The following is a 19929-nucleotide window of genomic DNA, read 5'->3' as shown; positions in this document are numbered from 1 at the left end:
TGCGGCCACCACGACGGGTGCAGCGGTGGCCTTGGCGGAAACGCGGGTCGCACGGTCAGTGCGCCTGCTGCACCGGCCGGTGCTCTGCCTGTACGGGGCCACGGAAGCCACTGGTGACGGCAGCGGCCCGGGTGAAGGCATCCACCATCTGCGGACCGGGAATCGCCATCACCGTCTTGAGGTCGGTCACCCCGCCAGCCGCGGCGGCGGCAATGGTGGAAACCGCCACGCCCTCGTCCGGCCCCTCGGAAATCACCAGGAAGTCGTACTCGCCGAAGGTCATGTAGTACCCCAGCAGTTTGCCTCCGGTGGCCTTGAACAGCTTCTCCACCTCCTTGGAGCGGTCCTGCGGATGGCTCACCATGCTGCGGATGGCGTCCGGCGTATAGCGGCCCTGGGTGATGAAGGTAGGCATGGTCGTGTCCCTCGATTCGGGTGGGGGAGGCCGGATGCTCCCACGGGCCGAGCGAGGGGCTTTGATACAGATCAACATCCGTCGCTGCGTGCCCCGCATCGCGAGCAGGCCCCTGGCAGATGCAGGGCGCACGGTCTGCTGGCCGCGCCGCAGAGCTGAGGGGGCGCGCGGGCATGCCGGCCCAGGAGCGTGCGTGATCGACGCAGGTCGCCCGGCCGCAGGCGTTCCCTTTTTGCCTGCGTGGGCATAGCTTTACGGTACTGGCCTCGCGTCCACAAGGATGCCGGGTATGGAAAGCCTGATCATCGCCGTCCTTTCCAGAAAGCGGCCCCCGGCCGCCTTGGGTTACGCCGTGGCCCTGGGCATGGTGCTGGCGCTGCGGGCGCTCCAGCTCCTCTACCGGCCGCTGCCGCACCGTTACATGGTGTTCCTGCCGCTGGTCTTCGTGGCCGCGCTGTTGTTCGGACGCAAGGCGGGCGTGTTCGCCACGCTGCTCAGTGCCGTGGCCGTCGACGGCCTCTTCCTCGCCGGCAGCGGTTCCTCGCCGGTGTGGCCGGGGATTTTTTTCCTGGTGGTCTTCCTCGCCCTGGGAGTCGCCATGTCGGTCGTGATCGAGGCGCTGCACGAGGCCGTGTGCAAATTGCTGGACAAGGAGGCCGAAACGGCCCTGCTGCTGGACGAACTGACCCACCGCTCCCGCAACGACCTGATGATGATCGCCTCCGTGCTCGGCCTGCAGGCACGCAGGCAGCGCGATCCGGAGGCCCGCGCCGCGCTCGAGTCGGCGGTGTCGCGGGTACGCGTGATCACGCAGGCACAGGATCGCCTGCGAACCTCGGGCAAGCGCGGCTGCGTGGAGCTGGCCACCTACCTTCAGGCGATGGGCCATGGCCTGGGCGACCTCATGCGGGACGTGCGGCCCATTGCCGTGCGCGTGCACGCGGCACCCATGATGGTGCAGGCGTCCGTGGCCATCTCCGTCGGGTTGATCGCCAACGAACTGGTGACCAATGCATTCAAGTACGCCTTTCCAGGGGAGCGGGGCGGCACCGTCACGATCAGCCTCGATCTCGGAGACGACGGCGCGGTAGTGCTGGTCGTGGAGGACGACGGCGTCGGCCTCCCGCCTTCGCAGATGGAAGGCCTGGGCAGCCGCCTGGTCCGCCTGCTCGCTTCGCACCTGGGCGGCACCGTGGAACGCGAGCCGGTGCCACGTGGCCATCGCGTGCGCGTGAGCCTGCCCATCGAGCACGACCATCCCGAGGCGGCCGGAAACCGGGTTTGAGCCGCTGCGGGGTGCCCCAGCCAGGCAAGCCGCCTGAGCCGAGCCGGGTGACCGGAAATGGGCTTGGGTAAGTTCACGCGCAGCCATGCAGGGACGACCGGGACTCCGCAAGCGGCGGAGCCGGCGACCGCCTGAGCCCGCAACCACGGCTCCCAACGAAAGAGCCCCGCGCAAGCGGGGCTCTTTTTGCCCGCGGGAAACCGCAGGCGAGCCAGTTAGCTGATCGGGCCGCGCGTCGCGCGAACGGTGGCCACCCACGCCCCCGGCCGCACCCGCACCCCTCAATCAATAGGCCGAGGCCCTGCGCGGCGCCGACGCCGCGCTTCACGCCGGCACATAGACCGCCCCCACCGCGCCGCCGCCGAATGGCGTCGCGCTGACCAGGCGCAGGTCGGCCGGGCCGGAGAGGCCGGCGAACAGCGGCTGGCCCTGGCCCAGCACCACCGGATGGATCGCCAGCCGGTACTCGTCGACCAGGCCGCTGGCCACCAGGCTGCGGGCGAACCGCACCCCGCCATGCGCCAGCAGCAGGCCGCCCGGCTGTGCCTTGCGCCGGCGGACTTCCTCGGCCAGGTCGCCACGCGCCACCTCCGGCTCGGCCCACGACCTCAGGGCTTCCGCGCCCGGCGTGATGCCCGCGCGTCCCCCGGTGAGCGCCGCGTCCGCATCGGCGGTGCGGTCCACCCGGGTGCCGTCCTCGATCCCGCTCCGCGAAAAGACCAGCTTGGGAATCGCATTCATCGGCTCCGCGAAGGGCGTGTCCGAATACGGCCAGAACGCCGCCATCTCGCGGTAGCTGCCGCTGCCGATCAGGTGCATGCCCGCCTCGCGCAACGTCCCGAGCACCCACGCCCTGGAGTCCGGGCTCGAGGAGCGAAACACCCAGTCGAGTTCACCGTGGGGACCGGCGACGAAGCCGTCGAGCGAGATGGACATCTTCAGGACGAGCTTGCGCTCTGGCGTGTTGGAACGGGTCATGGGGTTTCCTTGGGCTTAGGTGCGGGTTGGTGGGGACGCGCTGGGAGGCGGATCGACAGGGCGACGAAGGGTAGGACGGCCGGCGGCACGAGCGATGCGCCTGCGACGATGACCGTGCCACCGTCCGCGGGCGTCTGTCTCTTCAATGCCAACTCAGCCGTGCGGCGGCAGGGCGTTGGGGTCCATCCACATCACCTCCCAGATGTGCCCGTCCGGATCCTCGAAGCTGCGGCCGTACATGAAGCCGTAGTCCTGCACGGGCGTGGGGTCGGCCGTACCGCCGCCGCCCACGGCCCGCTCGACCAGGCCGGACACCGCGTCGCGGCTCTCGGCCGACAGGCACAGCAGCACCTGCGCATCGGTGCGCGCATCGACGATCCGCTTGCTGGTGAACTGCCGCCACTTGGCGTGCGTGAGCAGCATCACGTGGATGGTCTCGGAGACCACCATGCACGCGGCGGTGGCGTCGCTGAAGGCGGGATTGTTGGTCGCGCCCACGGCCTCGTAGAAGGCCCTGGAACGCTTGAGGTCGGTCACCGGAAGGTTGATGAAGATCAGTGGGCTCATCGAAAGGTTTTCATGGATGGGAACAGGATGGCGTCTCGTGGAAGGCGACGAGCGGGCAGGGGAGAAATCGACAAGGCGGCGCGATGGGATGGCCGGCAGGCGCCGAGCCACGCCTGCCGCCGCCATCCCAAGGACGAAGTGCAGCCAGCATGGCCGCCAGGCGCCTCCGCGCCCAGGCGTCCGCTCTATCCGCTGGGCTACAAGGAGACCTAAGGGGTGTTCTCGTGATGCATGGCGCCTTGCTGGATCTTTTCTATGGTTAGGCCATAGAACGATTCTGTCTCAACTTCCTTGTTCCACACTTCCTTGAACGGATGCCTGCGTAGATACCAGAGCATGCCTCGGCACCATGCAGTCCACACGTCCGGGTGGATGTAGCCCTGCTTGTAAAACAGGTATTCCTCGGCACACAAATTGAAGTAATCAACCACGACCTTCCTGGCGCCTGCCGAGGTGTCCTGCTGGTCTGCGATGTCTGCAAGCTTGCCGTTCAGATCGTCATAGCGGCGATTGAAGGACGAAAACAAGCGCTCAAACAATGTCGTTTCGGCTAGCTTCTGCTGTTGCACGAAGTAGCAGAAGCCGAGAATGGCCGCTGCCGCAGGCGCGAGCACGGAAAGCCAAGCGTCACTCCGCAACGCGCAAGTAAGCACGACCGCCGCCGCTATGGCGGCAACCCATCCGTACCACCGGAAAAGCCAGGATCGCATCATCGGTGCAGGCCTCCAGCCGCCAACCTTAAGCATGCCCGTCTGATTTCGATGGGTCGAGAGGGCCGCACCCTGTCTACAGCGTTGTCGCCTGTCTCGACGCGACTATTCACGGCTGTGGATTCGCGAAGCCGTTGCCAAGCTCGACAAGGCAAAGCCGCTGCCATAGGTCGCCGGGAGCGACCTGTTTGCGTACGATGCAGGCACGCGTTGGACCACAGGGGGTCTTCGTGATGCACGGGTCAGCTGCACTGTCGGCTGTGACGTTGCGTGCCTCGGGAGCCCTCTTTTGTCCGTACTGGCTGCATAGCGGAGCGGCGTGCGCTCCACGAAGGAAGTTTCGCCCAGCATGAACCAGACCTCTCTTTCCGCCCTCATCTGGTCGGTCGCCGATCTGCTACGCGGCGACTACAAGCAATCCGAATATGGCCGCGTGATCCTGCCGTTCACCGTGTTGCGCCGCCTGGACTGCGTGCTGGAGGCCAGCAAGACCAAGGTGCTGGCGGAGAAGAAGAAGCGTGAGGTCGCCGGACTCGACCCTGACAAGTTCCTTCGTCGCGTGTCAGGCGTGAAGTTCTACAACGCCTCCGAGCTGGACCTGCCCAGGCTCATGGGCGACCAGGACCACATCGAGTCCAACCTCACCAGCTACGTGCAGGGCTTCTCGCCCGAGGTGCGCGAGATCTTCGAGCGCTTCGACTTCGCCACCCAGGTCAACCGGCTGGCCAAGGCCGACCTGCTGTACCTGGTCACCGAGAAGTTCGCCAAGGTCGACCTGCACCCGGACCGCGTGGACAACGTGCAGATGGGCCTGGTGTTCGAGGAGCTGATCCGCAAGTTCGCCGAACTCTCCAACGAAACCGCCGGTGAGCACTTCACCCCGCGCGAAGTCATCCGGCTCATGGTCAACCTCATCTTCATCGAGGACGACGAAGTGCTCAGCCCTGGCAGCAACGTGGTGCGCACCATCTACGACCCGACGGCAGGGACGGGCGGGATGCTCTCGGTGGCCGCCGAGTTCCTGCGCGACCACAACCCGGACGCGCGCCTGTCGCTGTACGGCCAGGAGCTCAACGACGAGTCCTACGCCATCTGCAAGGCGGACATGCTGATCCGCGGGCAGGAGGTCACCAACCTGGTGCCAGGCAACACGCTCAGCGACGACGGCCACGCCGCGCGCAGGTTCGACTACATGCTGTCCAACCCGCCGTTCGGCGTGGAGTGGAAAAAGGTCGAGAAGGCCATCCGCAAGGAGCACGAGGAAAAGGGCTTCGACGGCCGCTTCGGCCCCGGCCTGCCGCGCGTGTCCGACGGCTCCATGCTGTTCCTGCTGCATCTGGTGTCCAAGATGCGCCCGGCGGTGGACGGCGGCAGCCGCTTCGGCATCGTGCTCAACGGCTCGCCGCTGTTCACCGGCGGCGCCGGCAGCGGCGAGAGCGAGATCCGCCGCTACCTGCTGGAGAACGACCTGGTGGAGGCCATCGTCGCCCTGCCCACCGACATGTTCTACAACACCGGCATCGCCACCTACGTGTGGGTCGTCTCCAACAAGAAGGAGCACGACCGCAGGGGCTACGTGCAGCTCATCGACGCCGGCAGCTTCTGGCAGAAGATGCGCAAGAGCCTCGGCTCCAAACGCAAGGAAATGAGTGACGCGCACATCGACGCCGTCACCAAACTGTTCGGCGAGTTCCAGGAGGCAGAACTGGCCACCGTGTTCGACGCCGACGGCAAGGAAGTGGAGCGCACCGTCATCGTCGCCGCCGAATTCGCCCCCGAGCCGCCGCCCGGCGGCAAGGTGAAGGTGGCCCCGCTAGCGCGCATCTTCCGCAACGAGGAGTTCGGCTACACCACCATCACCGTCGAGCGCCCGCTGCGCGACGAGCAGGGCAAGGTGGTGCTGGGCCAGAAGGGCAAACAAAAAGGCCAACCGCAGCCGGACAGCAGCCTGCGCGACACCGAAAACGTGCCGCTGGGTGAGGACATCCAGACCTCCTTCGAGCGCGAAGTGCTGCCGCACGCCCCGGACGCCTGGATCGACGAAGCCAAGAGCAAAGTCGGCTACGAGATCCCCTTCAACCGCCACTTCTACGTGTTCGAACCACCGCGCCCACTTCATGACATTGACGAGGAACTGAAGGCCGTGTCGACGCGGATCATGGCCATGCTGGGAGCGCTGGCCGAATGACCGCGCAACCCATTCAGCCCCAGCCCCACCGCGCCTACCCGCACCCCCACGCCCAGTCCGCCATCCCCCTCACCGTCCTGCCAGCGCACGCTGGCATCCAGCGTCTTGGCTTTTGCGGGGTGCGGTCGTGAGCTTGCCGCGTTATCCGGAATACAAGGACAGCGGCATACCGTTGCTAGGAAGCATTCCCGCCCACTGGAGTGCTGCGCGGCTCAAGGAGGTGATCCGGTCTATCGAATCCGGTGTGAGCGTCAACGCCACGGACGTGCCGGCTGCCGAAGATGCCATCGGCGTGCTCAAGACCAGTTGCGTCTACGACGGTACGTTCCGGTGCAAGGAGAACAAGGCGGTCGTAGAGGAAGATCTCAGCCGCGTCTCCTGCCCCGTCGCAGAAGGCACACTGATCGTCAGTCGGATGAATACGCCACCGCTGGTAGGGGCCGCTGGTCTCGTGACGCAGAGCCACCCGAATATCTACCTCCCCGATCGCCTCTGGCAGGTGAGCTTGAGAAATAGCTCGCCGAACTTCGTGCATTACTGGACGCTCAGCGGCGAATATCGCGCGCAGGTCGAGGTTGCATGCTCAGGTACCAGTTCGAGCATGCAGAACCTCGGGCAAGACCAGTTCAGGAATTTCCAGATTGCGCTGCCGCTGGAGGATGAACAACACGCCATCGCCACCTTCCTCGACCGCGAAACCGCCAAGATCGACGCCCTGATCGCCGAGCAGGAAAAGCTGCTGGCGCTGCTGGCCGAAAAGCGCCAGGCCACCATCTCCCACGCCGTCACCCGCGGCCTCAACCCCAACGCCTCCATGAGGGACTCCGGCATCCCCTGGCTGGGCGAAGTGCCGGCGCACTGGCTGATCGGGGGCCTAACCAAGTTCATTGGACCGGTCGTGGACTATCGCGGGCGCACGCCAGCCAAGGGCGATGCGGGTACTTTCTTGGTCACCGCAAAAAATGTTCGTAACGGAGCCATTGACTACGCAGCATCCGAGGAATACGTCGACCCCGTCGAGGCAAACGCATTGCTCTCTCGTGGCCGCCCCGAGGTTGGCGATGTGCTGTTTACCACTGAAGCACCGCTAGGGCAGGTGGCACAGATCGACCGCACGGACATTGCTCTCGCGCAGCGGATCGTGAAGTTCCGCGGTCTTGAGGGAGTCCTTATCAATCGATTCCTGATGTATTGGTTGATGGGCAGCGCGTGCCAGTCTCAACTTGAAACGCTTGCAACCGGGTCGACAGCCCTCGGTATCAAAGCAAGCAAGTTGGGCATGATCGAGTGTCTCGTGCCTCCGATTCCCGAGCAGCAAAAGATCGTCGGACATATCGACCGGCAGTTGAGCCAATTCATCGATCTTGAGGTCGAAGCGGTGCGAGGGATCGATCTATTGCGAGAGCGGCGAAGCGCGCTTATCTCCGCTGCCGTCACCGGCAAGATCGACGTACGTGGTGCAGTCTGAATGGGTCCGAGGACCATCGTGCTTCGTTGGGGAGAGTCGACGCAAGCACATTCAGATTGGAACGCTCCCGACGACGTCGCTGTCTGGATATCCGTGTCAAAGCTCGATGAAGCGTGGAGGCTCGATCACGAGTACTACGTCGGTGCTGGCGGGGACGGGGCGGTTATAGATGACAGATATGAGCGCTTCGGCGAGTGGCTGACTTCCACCCACGGCTGTGTCGAATTGCCCGACGTGGCGATTAACGATGGAGTCGTATCGTTTAGCGACGGTCGACACCGCTTTGCATGGCTTAGGGACCACGGGGTGCAAGCCATGCCCGTGCAGGTTTCACCCGAGCAAGCTCAGGAATTTCGGGAGAGGTTTGGGGTGGCCGAGCGGGTATCCATCGCTACTTGGTGACGTTGCGCCACCGTCTGGTTGAATCTGGATATGTCGCGGATGCGAAGGGGAAGCACAGGATGCAGCAACAAAACGTTTCGATAGCCACGCTGGTAGATATGTACAAGCGCGGAGAACTCCGCCTGCCAGAAATCCAACGCCATTACGTCTGGCAAGCGACTCGTGTACGCGATCTTCTGGACTCGCTTTATCGCGGATATCCCAGCGGCTCCATTCTGATGTGGGAAACCGACGAGCCGGTGCCGACGCGTGACTCTGCAATCGCACAGAACACCAGTGCATTCGTTGGTCGCAAGCTCCTCTTGGACGGCCAGCAGCGATTGACCTCGCTCACGGCCGTTATCAATGGTGAGCCGGTGCACGTGCGTGGGCGCAAGCGACCCATTGAGATCCTGTTCAATCTGGAACACCCAGACGGCCCTCCGTCCGACGTCACCGAAGTTGAGGGTGATGAGACCTCGCCCATCCGGTCGGATGATGAGGACGAAAGCGAGGGGGAGAGCGAGGAGGAGGAGGCTGGTAATGAGGGCTTCCAGCAGCGTCTCGGACGACGCACGTTTGTGGTCGGGAGCAAAGCGCTTCTGGCTCAGTCCAATTGGATTCGTGTCAGTGAGGTGTTCGCCAACGCCAACGATGGACAGCTGCTGCAAAAGGCGGGCGTGCAGTCGTTCGATGATCCACGGTTTCACCGCTATTCCGACCGCCTGAAGAAGCTCCGGGCGATTCGTGACTACAGCTACGTGGTTCACGTGCTTGAGCGCGCCATGAGCTACGAAGAAGTCACCGAGATCTTCGTGCGCGTCAATTCGCTGGGTGCCAAGCTGCGCTCATCCGACCTGGCGCTGGCACAGATGACCTCGCGCTGGCCCAACCTGCTCAAGCAGTTGGAGGAGTTTCAGGACGAGTGCGAGCAGAGCTGGTTCACGATCGATCTGGGTCAGCTGGTACGCGCCATTGTGGTGTTTGCCACTCAGCAATGCTTGTTCCGCAGCGTCGCCAGCACCCCGGTGGAAAGACTCAAGCAGGGTTGGGAGGAGGCCAAGGAAGGACTTCGCTTTGCCATCAACTTTCTTCGTAGCAACGCTGGGATCGAGGACGAATCATTGCTTTCCTCGCCCATGTTCATTCATGCGCTGGCTGCGGTGAGCCGCGTCAAGGACAACAAGTTGACGGCTGACGAGCAGCGCGCCCTGCTGCATTGGTTGCTGGTGGCAAACTCTCGCGGTCGCTACTCCCGCGGCTCCACCGAAACGCTGCTCAACGAGGATCTAGCCATCATCTTTCGTGGCGGCGATTTGGCTGCGCTTATCGAACCGGTTCGCCGACAGTTTGGCCGCCTGCATGTTGAGCCGGGGGATCTCGCTGGACGAGGTGCCAATAGTCCCTTGTTCTCGCTGGCTTACCTCGCGTTGAAGGACGCCGGAGCGCGCGATTGGTACAGCGGGCTTGGCCTGTCGCTGACCCATCAAGGCAAGCTGCACTTCATCCAGTGGCACCACATCATTCCGAAGTCCCTGCTCAAGAACCGCTACGAAACCGGCGAGATCAACGAGATCGCCAACATGGCCTTCATCACCGGGCAGACCAATCGACGGATCAGCAACAAGGACGCGACCGGCTACTTGGCTGAGATTGTTGTCAAGCAAGGCGAGCAGGCGTTGATGAGTCAGTGCGTTCCGCTGGACGCCTCACTCTGGGACACGGATCGCTATCGCGATTTCCTCAAGGCAAGGCGGGAGGCCTTGGCCGAGAGGATGAATCGCTTCGTCAGCGAGAAAGCAGGGCTGCCCGTCGCCGGCGCTGCGGTGTCCTAGAGGACCATGCTCGCGATCCGAGCGTTGCGAATCGGGTTAATTTCAGATAAAAGCCCAAATGAAATTAACGGGCGCCGCTAATTTCACTTCGCACTGGGGATCGCCATGCATCGTCCGCCGCCGGGGGAGTACCGCACCGTGTCCACGGCGGGCGAGCCGTTTCGCGCGTTCGTGCCGGCGGCTTTGCCGCCGCTTCCGCCCATCGACTGGAATCCCGCGCTGCGCCGCCGCTTCGATGATGCGCTGGTTGCGCTGGGGCGGCTGGATGCGGTGTCGACGCTGCTGCCGAATGCGGCGCTGGTGCTGTACAGCTTTATCCGCAAGGAGGCGGTGCTGTCCTCGCAGATCGAGGGTACGCAGTCCTCGCTGGCGGACCTGCTGCTGTACGAGATCGACGAGCAGCCGGGCGTGCCGGTGGAGGATGCGCAGGAGGTCAGCCGCTACGTCGCTGCCTTGGAACACGGGCTCACGCGCCTGCGCGGCGGTTTTCCGCTCAGTCTGCGGCTGATCGGCGAGATGCATGCCGTGCTGCTGGATCACCCGCAGGGCCGAGGCAAGACGCCGGGCGAGTTCCGGCGCAGCCAGGTCTGGCTCGGCGGCACGCGTCCCGGCAACGCGGTGTTCGTGCCACCGCCTGCCGATGCGGTGGCGGATTGCCTGGCGGACCTGGAGCGTTTTCTCAACGACCTGCCGCAGTCGACGCCGCCGCTGATCAAGGCCGCGCTGGCCCACGTGCAGTTCGAGACGATCCATCCGTTCCTGGACGGCAATGGGCGCATGGGACGACTGCTGATCGTGCTGCAACTGGTCCACGACGGCCTGCTGCGCGAGCCGCTGCTGTACCCCAGTCTGTTCTTCAAGAAGCACCGGCCGCTGTACTACGAACTGCTCAATGCGGTGCGTCTGCAGGGCGATTGGGAGCGCTGGCTGGACTACTTTGCCGAGGGTATCGAGCAGAGCGCGACGCAAGCCGTCGCGACGGCAAAGCAACTGCTGGCACTGGTCGGACAGGATCGCGACCGCATCGCGACCATGGGACGCAGCGCGACGTCGGCACTCGCTGTGCTGCAGGCGCTGCAGCGTCAGCCGGTGACGAGTGCTGCGGCGTTGGTAAAGGCCACCGGCCTGGCGCTGGCGACGGTGAACCGCGTTCTGGTGCAACTGGTGGACGCGGGCATCGTATCCGAGCTGACCCAGCGCCAGCGCGACCGCATCTTCAGTTATCGCGCTTACGTGGACGCCCTCAATGCGGAGCTCTGACGGCGGCGTCCGTTTTCAATTCCGGGGAAAGGGCGCATGAACCTGCACAGGGAAGTCCATTTCGAGACGGCGATCTGCAATCACCTCGCCGCCCACGGCTGGTACTGCGCCGAGGGTGACGCCCAGCACTACGACCGCGCCTATGGCCTGTATCTGCCCGATCTGCTCACGTGGATCGAAGCGACCCAGCCAGAGAGCTGGGAACGGCTGACCAAGTCACACGGCCCCGCCACGGCGGGGCGCCTCGCCGAGCGCGTGCGCAAGAACCTGGACGAGCGCGGCACGCTGGAGGTGCTGCGCCGGGGCGTGGAGATGATCGGGCTGAAGGCGCCCTTGGTGCTGGTGCAGTTCAAGCCGGCGCTGGCGATGAACCCCGAACTGGAGCAGCGTTACGCCGCCAACCGCCTGCGCGTGGTGCGTCAGGTGAAGCATTCGCCAAACAACGCGCACGACGCGCTGGATTTGGTGCTGTTCGTCAACGGCATTGCAGTGGCGACGGCGGAGTTGAAGTCCGATTTCACACAGAGCGTGGGCGACGCGGTGGACCAGTACCGCTTCGACCGGCATCCGCATCCGAAGGGCGGCGTGGCCGAGCCGCTGCTGTCCTTTCCGGGTGGCGCGCTGGTGCATTTCGCGGCGAGCCAGGCCGAAGTGATGATGACCACGCGATTGGAGGGGGCGGCCACGCGCTTCCTGCCGTTCAACCTGGGGCACGACGGCGGCGCCGGCAACCCGCCGAACCCGGACGGCTTCGCCACCGCCTACCTGTGGGAGCAGGTGTGGGCGCGCGATAGCTGGTTGGAGATCCTGGGCCGCTATCTGATCGGCAAGCGTGACGACAAGAAGCGCCTCACGCAGGTGATCTTTCCCCGTTACCACCAGTTGGATGCGACTAGGAAGCTGCTTGCCGACGTGCGCGCGAACGGAACTGGGCAGCGCTATCTGATCCAGCACTCGGCCGGTTCCGGCAAGACCAACTCGATCGCGTGGACCGCGCACTTTCTGGCCGACCTGCATGACGAGGCGCACACCAAGCTGTTCGACAGCGTGCTGGTGGTGTCCGACCGCAACGTGCTGGACGCGCAACTGCAGGAGGCGATCTTCGACTTCAAGCGCACCGCGGGCGTGGTGGAGACGATCACCAGCGAGCGCGGCAGCAAGAGCGCCCAGCTCGGGCAAGCGCTGAAGGATGGCAAGAAGATCATCGTCTGCACGATCCAGACGTTCCCGTTTGCACTGCAGGCGGTGCAGGAACTGGCGGCCACCGAGGGCAAGCGCTTCGCGGTGATCGCGGATGAGGCACACAGCTCGCAGACGGGCGAAGCGGCGTCCAAGTTGAAGCAGCTGCTGAGTGCCGAAGAATGGGCTGAGTTGCAGGACGGCGGTGAGATCGACACTGAGACGCTATTGGCCGCCAACATGGTTGCGCGTGCGGGCGCCAAAGGCCTGACTTATGTTGCCTTCACGGCCACGCCCAAGCAGAAGACCCTGGAATTGTTCGGCCGCCCTGGGCCGGACGGGTTGCCCCAGCCCTTCCACGTCTATTCCATGCGCCAGGCGATCGAGGAGGGTTTCATTCTCGACGTTCTGAGGAACTACACGCCGTACAAGCTGGCCTTCCGGCTGGCCCACGAGGGCCGGGAATACGACCGTGCCGAGGTCGAGCGCAGCGCTGCGATGAAGGGGATCATGCAGTGGGTGCGCCTGCATCCCCACAACATCGCCTCCAAGGTGCAGGTGGTGGTCGAGCACTACCGCGAGAATGTGCTGCCGCTGCTTGGGGGAAGGGCGAAAGCGATGGTCGTGGTGGCAAGCCGCAAGGAGGCGGTGCGCTGGCAGAAGACCATTCGTGCGTACATCGAGCGCCAGGGATATCCCTTGGGGGTGTTGGTCGCGTTCTCCGGCGAGGTCAGCGATGCCGAGAGTTACCCGCAGCCGGTCACCGAGGCGAGTTCCGACCTCAACCCAGGTTTGCGCGGACGGGGCATCCGGGACGCCTTTGCCGATCCCGGCTTTCATCTGTTGCTGGTAGCGAACAAGTTCCAGACCGGCTTCGACCAGCCGCTTCTGTGCGGCATGTACGTCGACAAGAAGCTGGGCGGTATCCAGGCGGTGCAGACGCTGTCCCGTTTGAATCGCGCTCATCCGGGCAAGGACACCACCTACATCCTCGACTTCGTCAACGATGCGGCCGAGATCCTCAAGGCGTTCAAGACCTACTACGAGACGGCGGAGCTGGAAGCCACTACCGATCCGCACCTGGTCTTCGATCTGCGCGCCAAGCTCGATGCGTCCGGCAACTATGATCAGTTCGAGGTCGAACGCGTCGCGGTGGTCGAAACCGATCCGCGTGGCACCCAAGCGCAATTGTCGGCGGCTCTTACGCCGGTGGCCGATCGCCTGCTCAAGCGCTATCGCTCTGCCCAGCAGGGTAGGGCAGCGGCGCTCGATCAGGGGGACGAGGCTGCGGCCGAGAACCACAAGGGGGTCATGGAGGCGTTGCTGCAGTTCCGCAACGACATGGGCGCCTTCGTGCGCCTCTACAGCTTCCTCTCCCAGCTGTTCGACTACGCGAATACCGACATCGAAAAGCGCTTCATCTTCTACAAGCGCCTGATCCCTTTGCTGGAGTTCGGCCGCGAACGGGAGGAGGTCGATCTTTCCAAGGTGGTGCTCACCCATTACTCAGTACGCAGTGCGGGCCGCCAACCGATCAATCTGGGCGATGGCAAGGGCAGCTACAAATTGCCGCCGATGGATGCCGTCGGCACCGGCACGCCGCAGGACAAGCAACGCGCCCTGCTGGCCGAGATCATCGAGAAGGTCAACGGACTGTTCGAAGGTCAGCTCACCGAGGGTGATCACCTGCAGTACGTCAACGGCGCACTCAAGGGCAAGATGCTGGAGAACGAGACCCTGATCCAGCAGTCGGCACGCAACAGCAAGGAACAGTTTGGCAATTCGCCCGATCTGCGCGAGGCGCTGACGAACGCCATCATGGATGCGCTGGATGCGCACACCACCATGAGCACGCAGGCGCTGGGCTCGGAGCGCGTGCGTGATGGCTTGTTGCACATCCTGCTTGGGCCTGCGCAGCTATACGAAGCGCTACGGGCGAAAGCAGAAGCAAGGGTCGGGGGTGGCTGAAGGCGCCGAGGCGCCTATGTACAGCCCCCATGACTTCCGGCCGTGTCCCCCCACGGCCCACTCAGGCAACACTCGCGCGGCCCTGTGCCGCTCGTCACCTTTCTGGTGCCGCCCGCACGGCTCGTCGTTCCGTTCACCCCACAAGGACCCCTATGCGCCGTCATCTCTCCACCGCAATCTGCCTGGCTCTGGCCGGGCTTTCCATGGCTCCGCTTGGCGTGGCTTCGGCCGCGGAGGCGCGGCTGGTCACGACGCAGTTGCCGCGGGGGGTGGTGCCTTCGCACTACGACGTGGCGGTGGTGCCGCATGCGGACAAGATGACGTTCGACGGGCAGGTGACGATCACGCTGACGGTGACCAAGCCGACCAGCTCGATCACGCTCAATGCGGCGGACCTCTCCTTCTCCAAGGTGTCGCTGACGCCGGAGAAGCTGAAGATCGCGATCCCCGAGCCGAAGGTGTCGGTCGACGCGAAGGCGCAGACCGCCACGTTCACCTTCGACCACCCGATTCCCGCCGGCACCTACCGCCTGGCGATGACCTACACCGGCAAGATCGGCACGCAGGCCAACGGCATCTTCGCGCTGGACTACGACACCAAGGCCGGCAAGAAGCGCGCGCTGTACACGCAGTTCGAGAACTCCGACGCGCGCCGCTTCATCCCTTCGTGGGACGAGCCCAACTACAAGGCGACCTTCACGCTGACGGCCACGGTGCCCAGCGACGAGATGGCGGTGAGCAACATGCCGATCGCCTCGAAGAAGGATCTGGGCAACGGCCTGACCGAAGTGCACTTCGGGCAGTCGCCGAAGATGTCCACCTACCTGCTGTTCTTCGGCCTGGGCGACTTCGAGCGCGCCACGCTGAAGGCCGAGGGCGGTACCGAGATCGGCGTGATCACGCAGAAGGGCATGGTCGACCAGGCCAAGTTCGCGCTGGATTCCTCCAAGCAGGTGCTGAAGGAATACAACGACTACTTCGGCGTGCCGTATCCGCTGCCCAAGCTGGACAACATCGCCGCGCCGGGCCAGAGCCAGTTCTTCTCGGCGATGGAGAACTGGGGCGCGATCTTCACCTTCGAGTATTCGCTGCTGCTCAACCCGCAGATCTCCACGCAGCTGGACAAGCAGCGCGCGTTCAACGTCGCGGCGCACGAGATGGCGCACCAGTGGTTCGGCGACCTGGTGACCATGAGCTGGTGGGACGACCTGTGGCTCAACGAGGGCTTCGCCTCGTGGATGGCCGCGCGCACCACCCAGAGGCTGCACCCCGAGTGGCACACCGACCTCGACGCCGTCGGCGTGCGCGAAGGCGCCATGTCGCAGGACTCGGTCGTCACCACGCACCCGATCGTGCAGCACGTGGAAACGGTGGAGCAGGCCAGCCAGGCGTTCGACGCGATCACCTACTCCAAGGGCGAGGCGGTGATCCACATGCTGGAAGGCTACGTGGGCGAGGACGCCTGGCGTACCGGCGTGCGCAACTACATCAAGGCGCACGAGCACGGCAACACGGTGTCGGACGACCTGTGGAAGTCGGTGCAGGCCGCGGCCGGCAAACCGATTACTCAGATCGCGCACGACTTCACGCTGCAGCCGGGCATCCCGCTGATCGAGGTGCGCGCGGCCGCCTGCTCCAACGGCAAGACCGAGATCGCGCTGCGCCAGGGCGAGTTCACCCGCGACCGGCCGAACAAGACGCCGCTGCGCTGGCACGTGCCGGTGATCGCCAAGACGGTGGACGGCAAGGAAGTACGCACGGTGGTCGACGGCAAGGCCACGCTGAGCGTGCCGGGCTGCGGCCCCGTGCTGGTCAACGCCGGCCAGACGGGCTACTACCGCACGCTTTACGCACAGAACAACTTCGATGCCCTGAAGGGGCAGTTCGCGAAGCTTGCCCCGATCGACCAGCTCGGCCTGCTGGGCGACACCTGGGCGCTGGGCATGGCCGGCAACGAGCCGGTGTCCAACGTGCTGGCGCTGATCACGGCCACCCCGGCCGACGCTGATCCGCAGGTGTGGGCGGAAGTGGCCGGCTACCTGTCGGCGCTGGACAACTACTACCGCGGCGACCAGGCCCGCCAGCAGCGCCTGCGCACGTTCGCGCTGGCCCAGCTGCACCCGGTGTTCGCCAAGATCGGCTGGGAGGCCAAGGCCGGCGAGAGCGTGCCGACCGCCAACCTGCGCACGCAGCTGATCGGCGTGATGGCCAACCTGGGCGACCAGCAAGTGATCGGCGAGGCCCGCCGCCGCTTCGCCGCGCAGAATACCGATCCGGCCGCCTTGCCGGTGGCGTTGCGCAAGACCGTCACCGCGATCGTCGCCGAGCACGCGGACGAGGCCACCTGGGATCACCTGCACGCGCAGGCCAAGGCCGAGACCACGCCGCTGATCAAGGACCAGCTCTACAGCATGCTCTCGATCCCGGAGAACGATGCGCTGGCCCAGCGCGCACTGGAACTGGCGCTCACCGGCGAGCCGGGTGCGACCAACAGCGCCGGCATGATCCGCGCGGTGGGCTACCACCATCCGGAGATGGCGTTCGACTTCGCCGTGGCGCACAAGGACCAGGTGGACAAGCTGGTCGACGCCCAGTCGGCTACCCGCTACTACCCCGCAATCGGCGCCGGCTCGACCAAGCCGGAGATGATCCAGAAGATCCAGGACTATGCGCAGAAGTACATCGCGCCGACCTCCCGCCGCGTGGCCGACCAGGTCATCGCCAACATCAAGTACCGCATGATGATCCGCCAGGATCGCCTGCCGTCCATCGACGAGTGGCTGGAGAAGCACTCGGGCTGAGGCAGGACGCACGTCGCACGGAACGAGGCCCCGCATCGCGGGGCCTTTTTCTTGGGTGCCGGCAACGGAGCAGGCCGCTGGCGAGATGCGAGCTCGCGCCGGCGGCCTGCCGCCGTGATCGATCAGATCGATCCGGGTGCGACGACAGGCATCGATAGCTTTCATCGAACGGCATGACCTCTGACCCTGGCCGGTAACCGTGCAGGGCATACGCTGGATGCGCCATCTGGTGGATGGCTCTCACCGATCGGATGGCAGGGCGGCGCCGGTGCCTGGTATCAGCCAGGCGCTAGGCAGGCCGTCCAATCCCCATGGGCATCGGGCCAAACCCCTGGCTCTCCATGGTTCCCCCCAACATCGATGAGAAGCAGGTATCCCCATGAACGCATCCTTCTCGACCCACGCGGGCGCACCCCGCCGGGCAGCGTTGCGGAAGCTGGCACTGGTTGCGGCCGTAGTCGCCTGTGGAACGGCGGTCTCCGCCGCGGCCCTGGCCGATGAGCAGACGACCGGCAGGGTGTTCGGCAATGCACCAGCCGGCAGTTCGGTAGTGATCCGGAGCGATTTCGGAATCCGGCGCGAGGTGCCGGTGGACGCTGCCGGCCGCTACATGGCCAATTGGCTGCCGGTAGGCGTCTACACGGTTACGGCGATGGCGAACGGCAAGGCCCTCGTCGAGCACCAGGGCGTCCCGATCCTGGTGGACCGCGGCTCCAGGGTGGACTTCGCCTGCACGCTGGGGCGCTGTTCGGAGATGGCGCAGAGGTAAGTGGTGGCGCGTCCCGTGAGGCAAGCGTCGACGGCTTGCGACGGGGCGGCGCCCGGGTGCGCTCTGTGGTGCTTTGCCCAGAGCTCCCCATCCGCCTGGCGGCACCTTCCCCCGCGTTCGCGGGGGAGGGTGCCCGAAGGGCGGATAGGAAGGCCGTGTGAGGAGACTCACGCCCAAGCGCCTAGCCCGGCATCCGCCGGGGAGTCCACAAGCGCGATGCGGCAACACGCGCTTCATGCAAAGGGTGACTTCTGACCCATCGGCGACTGGCGTGTGTCGGATACGCTATGCAGGGTTCCGGAAGCTCTCCCCAAGCGGCCGGAACCACGGACGGTCCCTCGCCTGGCATTCAACCTGCCGGCTTGCCGGACCTCCCACTGATCCGAGGGCGCAACGCCAAACCCCTGGCGGCCCGCGGCTCTCCCACATCGAACCCAAAGAAGGTAACCCCATGAAGAAGCTCAACTCGATGGTCGCGGCGCTTGCGGTCTGCGGTCTGCTTGGCTCCGCCGCGGCGTACGCACAGGCCACGGCTGGCGATGTTTTCGGCAAGGCGCCGGCGGGCGACACGGTCTTCGCGAAGAACACGAGCAACGCCACCCAGCGCCAGGTGAAGGTCGATGACAAGGGTCGCTACTCGATCCGCTCGCTGCCGGCGGGCGTCTACGACGTCACGTTGATGGAGAACGGCAAGCCGGTCGTCAAGCATGCCAACGTGCCGGTGGTGGTGGGGCGTGGCATCAAGGTCGATCTCAACACTTCGGCTTCTGGCACGGGCCAGCAGTAAGCGCGGCTCCCCAGTTCGGACCGGGTGACGCAAAAAAAGCCCGGCGCCGTTCGGCGCCGGGCTTTTCCTTTGAGAAAGCGCGGGCGGCCCGCGCTCTGGTTCAGAGCGCTTCGAAGATGCCCGCCGCGCCCATGCCGGTGCCGATGCACATGGTCACCATGCCGTACTTCTGCTTGTGCCGGCGCAGGCCGTGCACCAGCGTGGCCACGCGGATGGCGCCGGTGGCGCCGAGCGGGTGGCCGAGCGCGATGGCGCCGCCGAGCGGGTTGACCTTGGCCGGGTCGAGCTCGAGGTCCTTCATCACGGCCAGCGCCTGCGCGGCGAAGGCTTCGTTGAGCTCGATCCAGTCGAGCTGGTCGCGGCTGATACCAGTGCGCTTGAGCGCCAGCGGGATGGCTTCCTTGGGGCCGATGCCCATGATTTCGGGCGGCACGCCGGCGACGGCGTAGCCGACGAAGCGGGCCAGCGGCTGCAGGTTGTATTCCTTCACCGCCTTCTCGCTCGCGATCAGCACGGCGCCGGCGCCGTCGGACATCTGGCTGGAGTTGCCGGCGGTCACGCTGCCGCCGAACTGGCCGTTGCGGAACACAGGCTTCAATTTGGCGAGCACATCCGGCGTGCTGCCCGGACGCGGGCCTTCGTCCTGGCTGATGACGCGGCTGTCGGTGACGACCGTGTCCCTGGCCAGGTCCGGATAGTGGTCGTCGAGCTGGAACGGGGTGATCTCGTCCTTGAACTCGCCGGCGGCCTGCGCGGCCAGGGCGCGCTCGTGGCTGCGCGCGGCGAAGGCGTCCTGTTCCTCGCGGCTGATCTTCCACTGCTTGGCGACGTTCTCGGCGGTGATGCCCATGCCGTAGGCGATGCCGATGTGCTCGTTGTCGAAGATCGCCGGGTTCATCGCGACCTTGTGGCCCATCATCGGCACCATGCTCATGCTTTCGGTCCCGCCGGCGATCATTAGGTCGGCCTCGCCCAGGCGGATCGCGTCGGCGGCGTAGGCCACGGCCTGCAGGCCCGAGGAGCAGAAGCGGTTGATGGTCACGCCCGGCACGGTATGCGGCAGGCCGGCCAGCAGCACGCCGATGCGTGCCACGTTCATGCCTTGCTCGGCCTCGGGCATGGCGCAGCCGATCACCGCGTCGCCGATGCGGTGCGGGTCGATGCCCGGCGCTTGCGCCATCACGGCACGGATCACGTGGGCGAGCATGTCGTCCGGGCGGGTGTTCTTGAAGACGCCACGCGGCGCCTTGCCGACCGGCGTGCGCGTGGCGGCGACGATGTAGGCGTCCTGGATTTGCTTGGTCATCGTTTTGCTCCGTCGCGTCGCGCCTGTCTCAG

Annotated in this window: 15 protein-coding genes; 10 read left to right on the top strand and 5 right to left on the bottom strand. The window is 65.2% G+C overall.

The features are described from left to right. Positions 1-55: 55 nt before the first annotated feature. Positions 56-415, bottom strand: a complete 360-nt coding sequence (locus VGU65_RS13170) for a GYD domain-containing protein (RefSeq protein ID WP_327476431.1) — start codon at positions 413-415, stop codon at positions 56-58. A gap of 289 nt (positions 416-704) precedes the next feature. Here VGU65_RS13170 and VGU65_RS13165 point away from each other — a divergent pair, with 289 nt between their 5' ends. Further along, positions 705-1700, top strand: a complete 996-nt coding sequence (locus VGU65_RS13165; protein ID WP_327476430.1) for a sensor histidine kinase — start codon at positions 705-707, stop codon at positions 1698-1700. A gap of 324 nt (positions 1701-2024) precedes the next feature. Here VGU65_RS13165 and VGU65_RS13160 read toward each other — a convergent pair whose 3' ends face one another. From VGU65_RS13160 to VGU65_RS13150, 3 genes are all read right to left on the bottom strand, one after another. After that, positions 2025-2678, bottom strand: coding sequence for a dihydrofolate reductase family protein (locus VGU65_RS13160; protein WP_327476428.1), 654 nt, complete (start codon positions 2676-2678; stop codon positions 2025-2027). Positions 2679-2831: 153 nt separating this feature from the next. Continuing rightward, on the bottom strand, positions 2832-3245 hold the full coding sequence (locus VGU65_RS13155; RefSeq protein ID WP_327476427.1) for a VOC family protein: 414 nt from the start codon (positions 3243-3245) through the stop codon (positions 2832-2834). Between the two features lie 209 nt (positions 3246-3454). Then, a complete protein-coding gene (locus VGU65_RS13150; RefSeq protein WP_327476426.1) occupies positions 3455-3958 on the bottom strand; it encodes a hypothetical protein in 504 nt (167 codons plus the stop codon). A 346-nt stretch (positions 3959-4304) separates the two neighbouring features. On the opposite strand from VGU65_RS13150, the gene VGU65_RS13145 reads away from it, so the two are divergent. The 9 genes from VGU65_RS13145 (at position 4305) to VGU65_RS13110 (ending at position 18591) form a co-directional block, all read left to right on the top strand. Further along, positions 4305-6143, top strand: a complete 1839-nt coding sequence (locus VGU65_RS13145) for a type I restriction-modification system subunit M (RefSeq protein WP_327476425.1) — start codon at positions 4305-4307, stop codon at positions 6141-6143. A gap of 127 nt (positions 6144-6270) precedes the next feature. After that, a complete protein-coding gene (locus tag VGU65_RS13140) occupies positions 6271-7611 on the top strand; it encodes a restriction endonuclease subunit S (protein WP_327476424.1) in 1341 nt (446 codons plus the stop codon). Beyond that, positions 7612-8013, top strand: coding sequence for a plasmid fertility inhibition factor family protein (locus VGU65_RS15680; RefSeq protein ID WP_414655824.1), 402 nt, complete (start codon positions 7612-7614; stop codon positions 8011-8013). Between the two features lie 59 nt (positions 8014-8072). Next, positions 8073-9827 (top strand): GmrSD restriction endonuclease domain-containing protein, encoded by a 1755-nt coding sequence (locus VGU65_RS13135; protein ID WP_327476422.1) that lies wholly within the window; start codon positions 8073-8075, stop codon positions 9825-9827. A gap of 105 nt (positions 9828-9932) precedes the next feature. After that, positions 9933-11087 (top strand): Fic family protein, encoded by a 1155-nt coding sequence (locus VGU65_RS13130; protein WP_327476421.1) that lies wholly within the window; start codon positions 9933-9935, stop codon positions 11085-11087. 36 nt (positions 11088-11123) lie between these two features. After that, on the top strand, positions 11124-14234 hold the full coding sequence (locus tag VGU65_RS13125) for a type I restriction endonuclease subunit R (protein ID WP_327476420.1): 3111 nt from the start codon (positions 11124-11126) through the stop codon (positions 14232-14234). A 152-nt stretch (positions 14235-14386) separates the two neighbouring features. Further along, positions 14387-17035 carry a M1 family metallopeptidase gene (locus VGU65_RS13120; RefSeq protein ID WP_327476418.1) on the top strand — a complete coding sequence of 883 codons (2649 nt, stop codon included), beginning with the start codon at positions 14387-14389 and terminating at the stop codon, positions 17033-17035. A 379-nt stretch (positions 17036-17414) separates the two neighbouring features. Further along, positions 17415-17804: a carboxypeptidase-like regulatory domain-containing protein gene (locus VGU65_RS13115; protein WP_327476417.1), complete on the top strand. Its 390-nt coding sequence runs from the start codon at positions 17415-17417 to the stop codon at positions 17802-17804. Between the two features lie 451 nt (positions 17805-18255). Further along, positions 18256-18591, top strand: a complete 336-nt coding sequence (locus VGU65_RS13110; RefSeq protein WP_327476415.1) for a carboxypeptidase-like regulatory domain-containing protein — start codon at positions 18256-18258, stop codon at positions 18589-18591. A 100-nt stretch (positions 18592-18691) separates the two neighbouring features. Here the strand turns inward: VGU65_RS13110 and VGU65_RS13105 are convergent, their stop codons facing one another. Beyond that, positions 18692-19897, bottom strand: coding sequence for an acetyl-CoA C-acyltransferase (locus VGU65_RS13105; protein ID WP_327476414.1), 1206 nt, complete (start codon positions 19895-19897; stop codon positions 18692-18694). Between the last annotated feature and the right edge of the window lie 32 nt (positions 19898-19929).

This window comes from Frateuria sp., assembly GCF_035943815.1.
GTDB lineage: Bacteria > Pseudomonadota > Gammaproteobacteria > Xanthomonadales > Rhodanobacteraceae > Frateuria_A.
The sequence above is the reverse complement of the archived record's forward strand: the minus strand, read 5'-3'. Positions and strand labels throughout refer to the sequence as shown.

Coding starts and splice junctions, on each gene's coding strand:
- VGU65_RS13150 (WP_327476426.1), bottom strand. CDS start 3,958: ATGATGCGATCCTGGCTTTTCCGGTGGTACGGATGGGTTGCCGCCATA.
- VGU65_RS13110 (WP_327476415.1), top strand. CDS start 18,256: ATGAAGAAGCTCAACTCGATGGTCGCGGCGCTTGCGGTCTGCGGTCTG.
- VGU65_RS13155 (WP_327476427.1), bottom strand. CDS start 3,245: ATGAGCCCACTGATCTTCATCAACCTTCCGGTGACCGACCTCAAGCGT.
- VGU65_RS13160 (WP_327476428.1), bottom strand. CDS start 2,678: ATGACCCGTTCCAACACGCCAGAGCGCAAGCTCGTCCTGAAGATGTCC.
- VGU65_RS15680 (WP_414655824.1), top strand. CDS start 7,612: ATGGGTCCGAGGACCATCGTGCTTCGTTGGGGAGAGTCGACGCAAGCA.
- VGU65_RS13170 (WP_327476431.1), bottom strand. CDS start 415: ATGCCTACCTTCATCACCCAGGGCCGCTATACGCCGGACGCCATCCGC.
- VGU65_RS13135 (WP_327476422.1), top strand. CDS start 8,073: ATGCAGCAACAAAACGTTTCGATAGCCACGCTGGTAGATATGTACAAG.
- VGU65_RS13120 (WP_327476418.1), top strand. CDS start 14,387: ATGCGCCGTCATCTCTCCACCGCAATCTGCCTGGCTCTGGCCGGGCTT.
- VGU65_RS13130 (WP_327476421.1), top strand. CDS start 9,933: ATGCATCGTCCGCCGCCGGGGGAGTACCGCACCGTGTCCACGGCGGGC.
- VGU65_RS13105 (WP_327476414.1), bottom strand. CDS start 19,897: ATGACCAAGCAAATCCAGGACGCCTACATCGTCGCCGCCACGCGCACG.
- VGU65_RS13165 (WP_327476430.1), top strand. CDS start 705: ATGGAAAGCCTGATCATCGCCGTCCTTTCCAGAAAGCGGCCCCCGGCC.
- VGU65_RS13115 (WP_327476417.1), top strand. CDS start 17,415: ATGAACGCATCCTTCTCGACCCACGCGGGCGCACCCCGCCGGGCAGCG.
- VGU65_RS13125 (WP_327476420.1), top strand. CDS start 11,124: ATGAACCTGCACAGGGAAGTCCATTTCGAGACGGCGATCTGCAATCAC.
- VGU65_RS13145 (WP_327476425.1), top strand. CDS start 4,305: ATGAACCAGACCTCTCTTTCCGCCCTCATCTGGTCGGTCGCCGATCTG.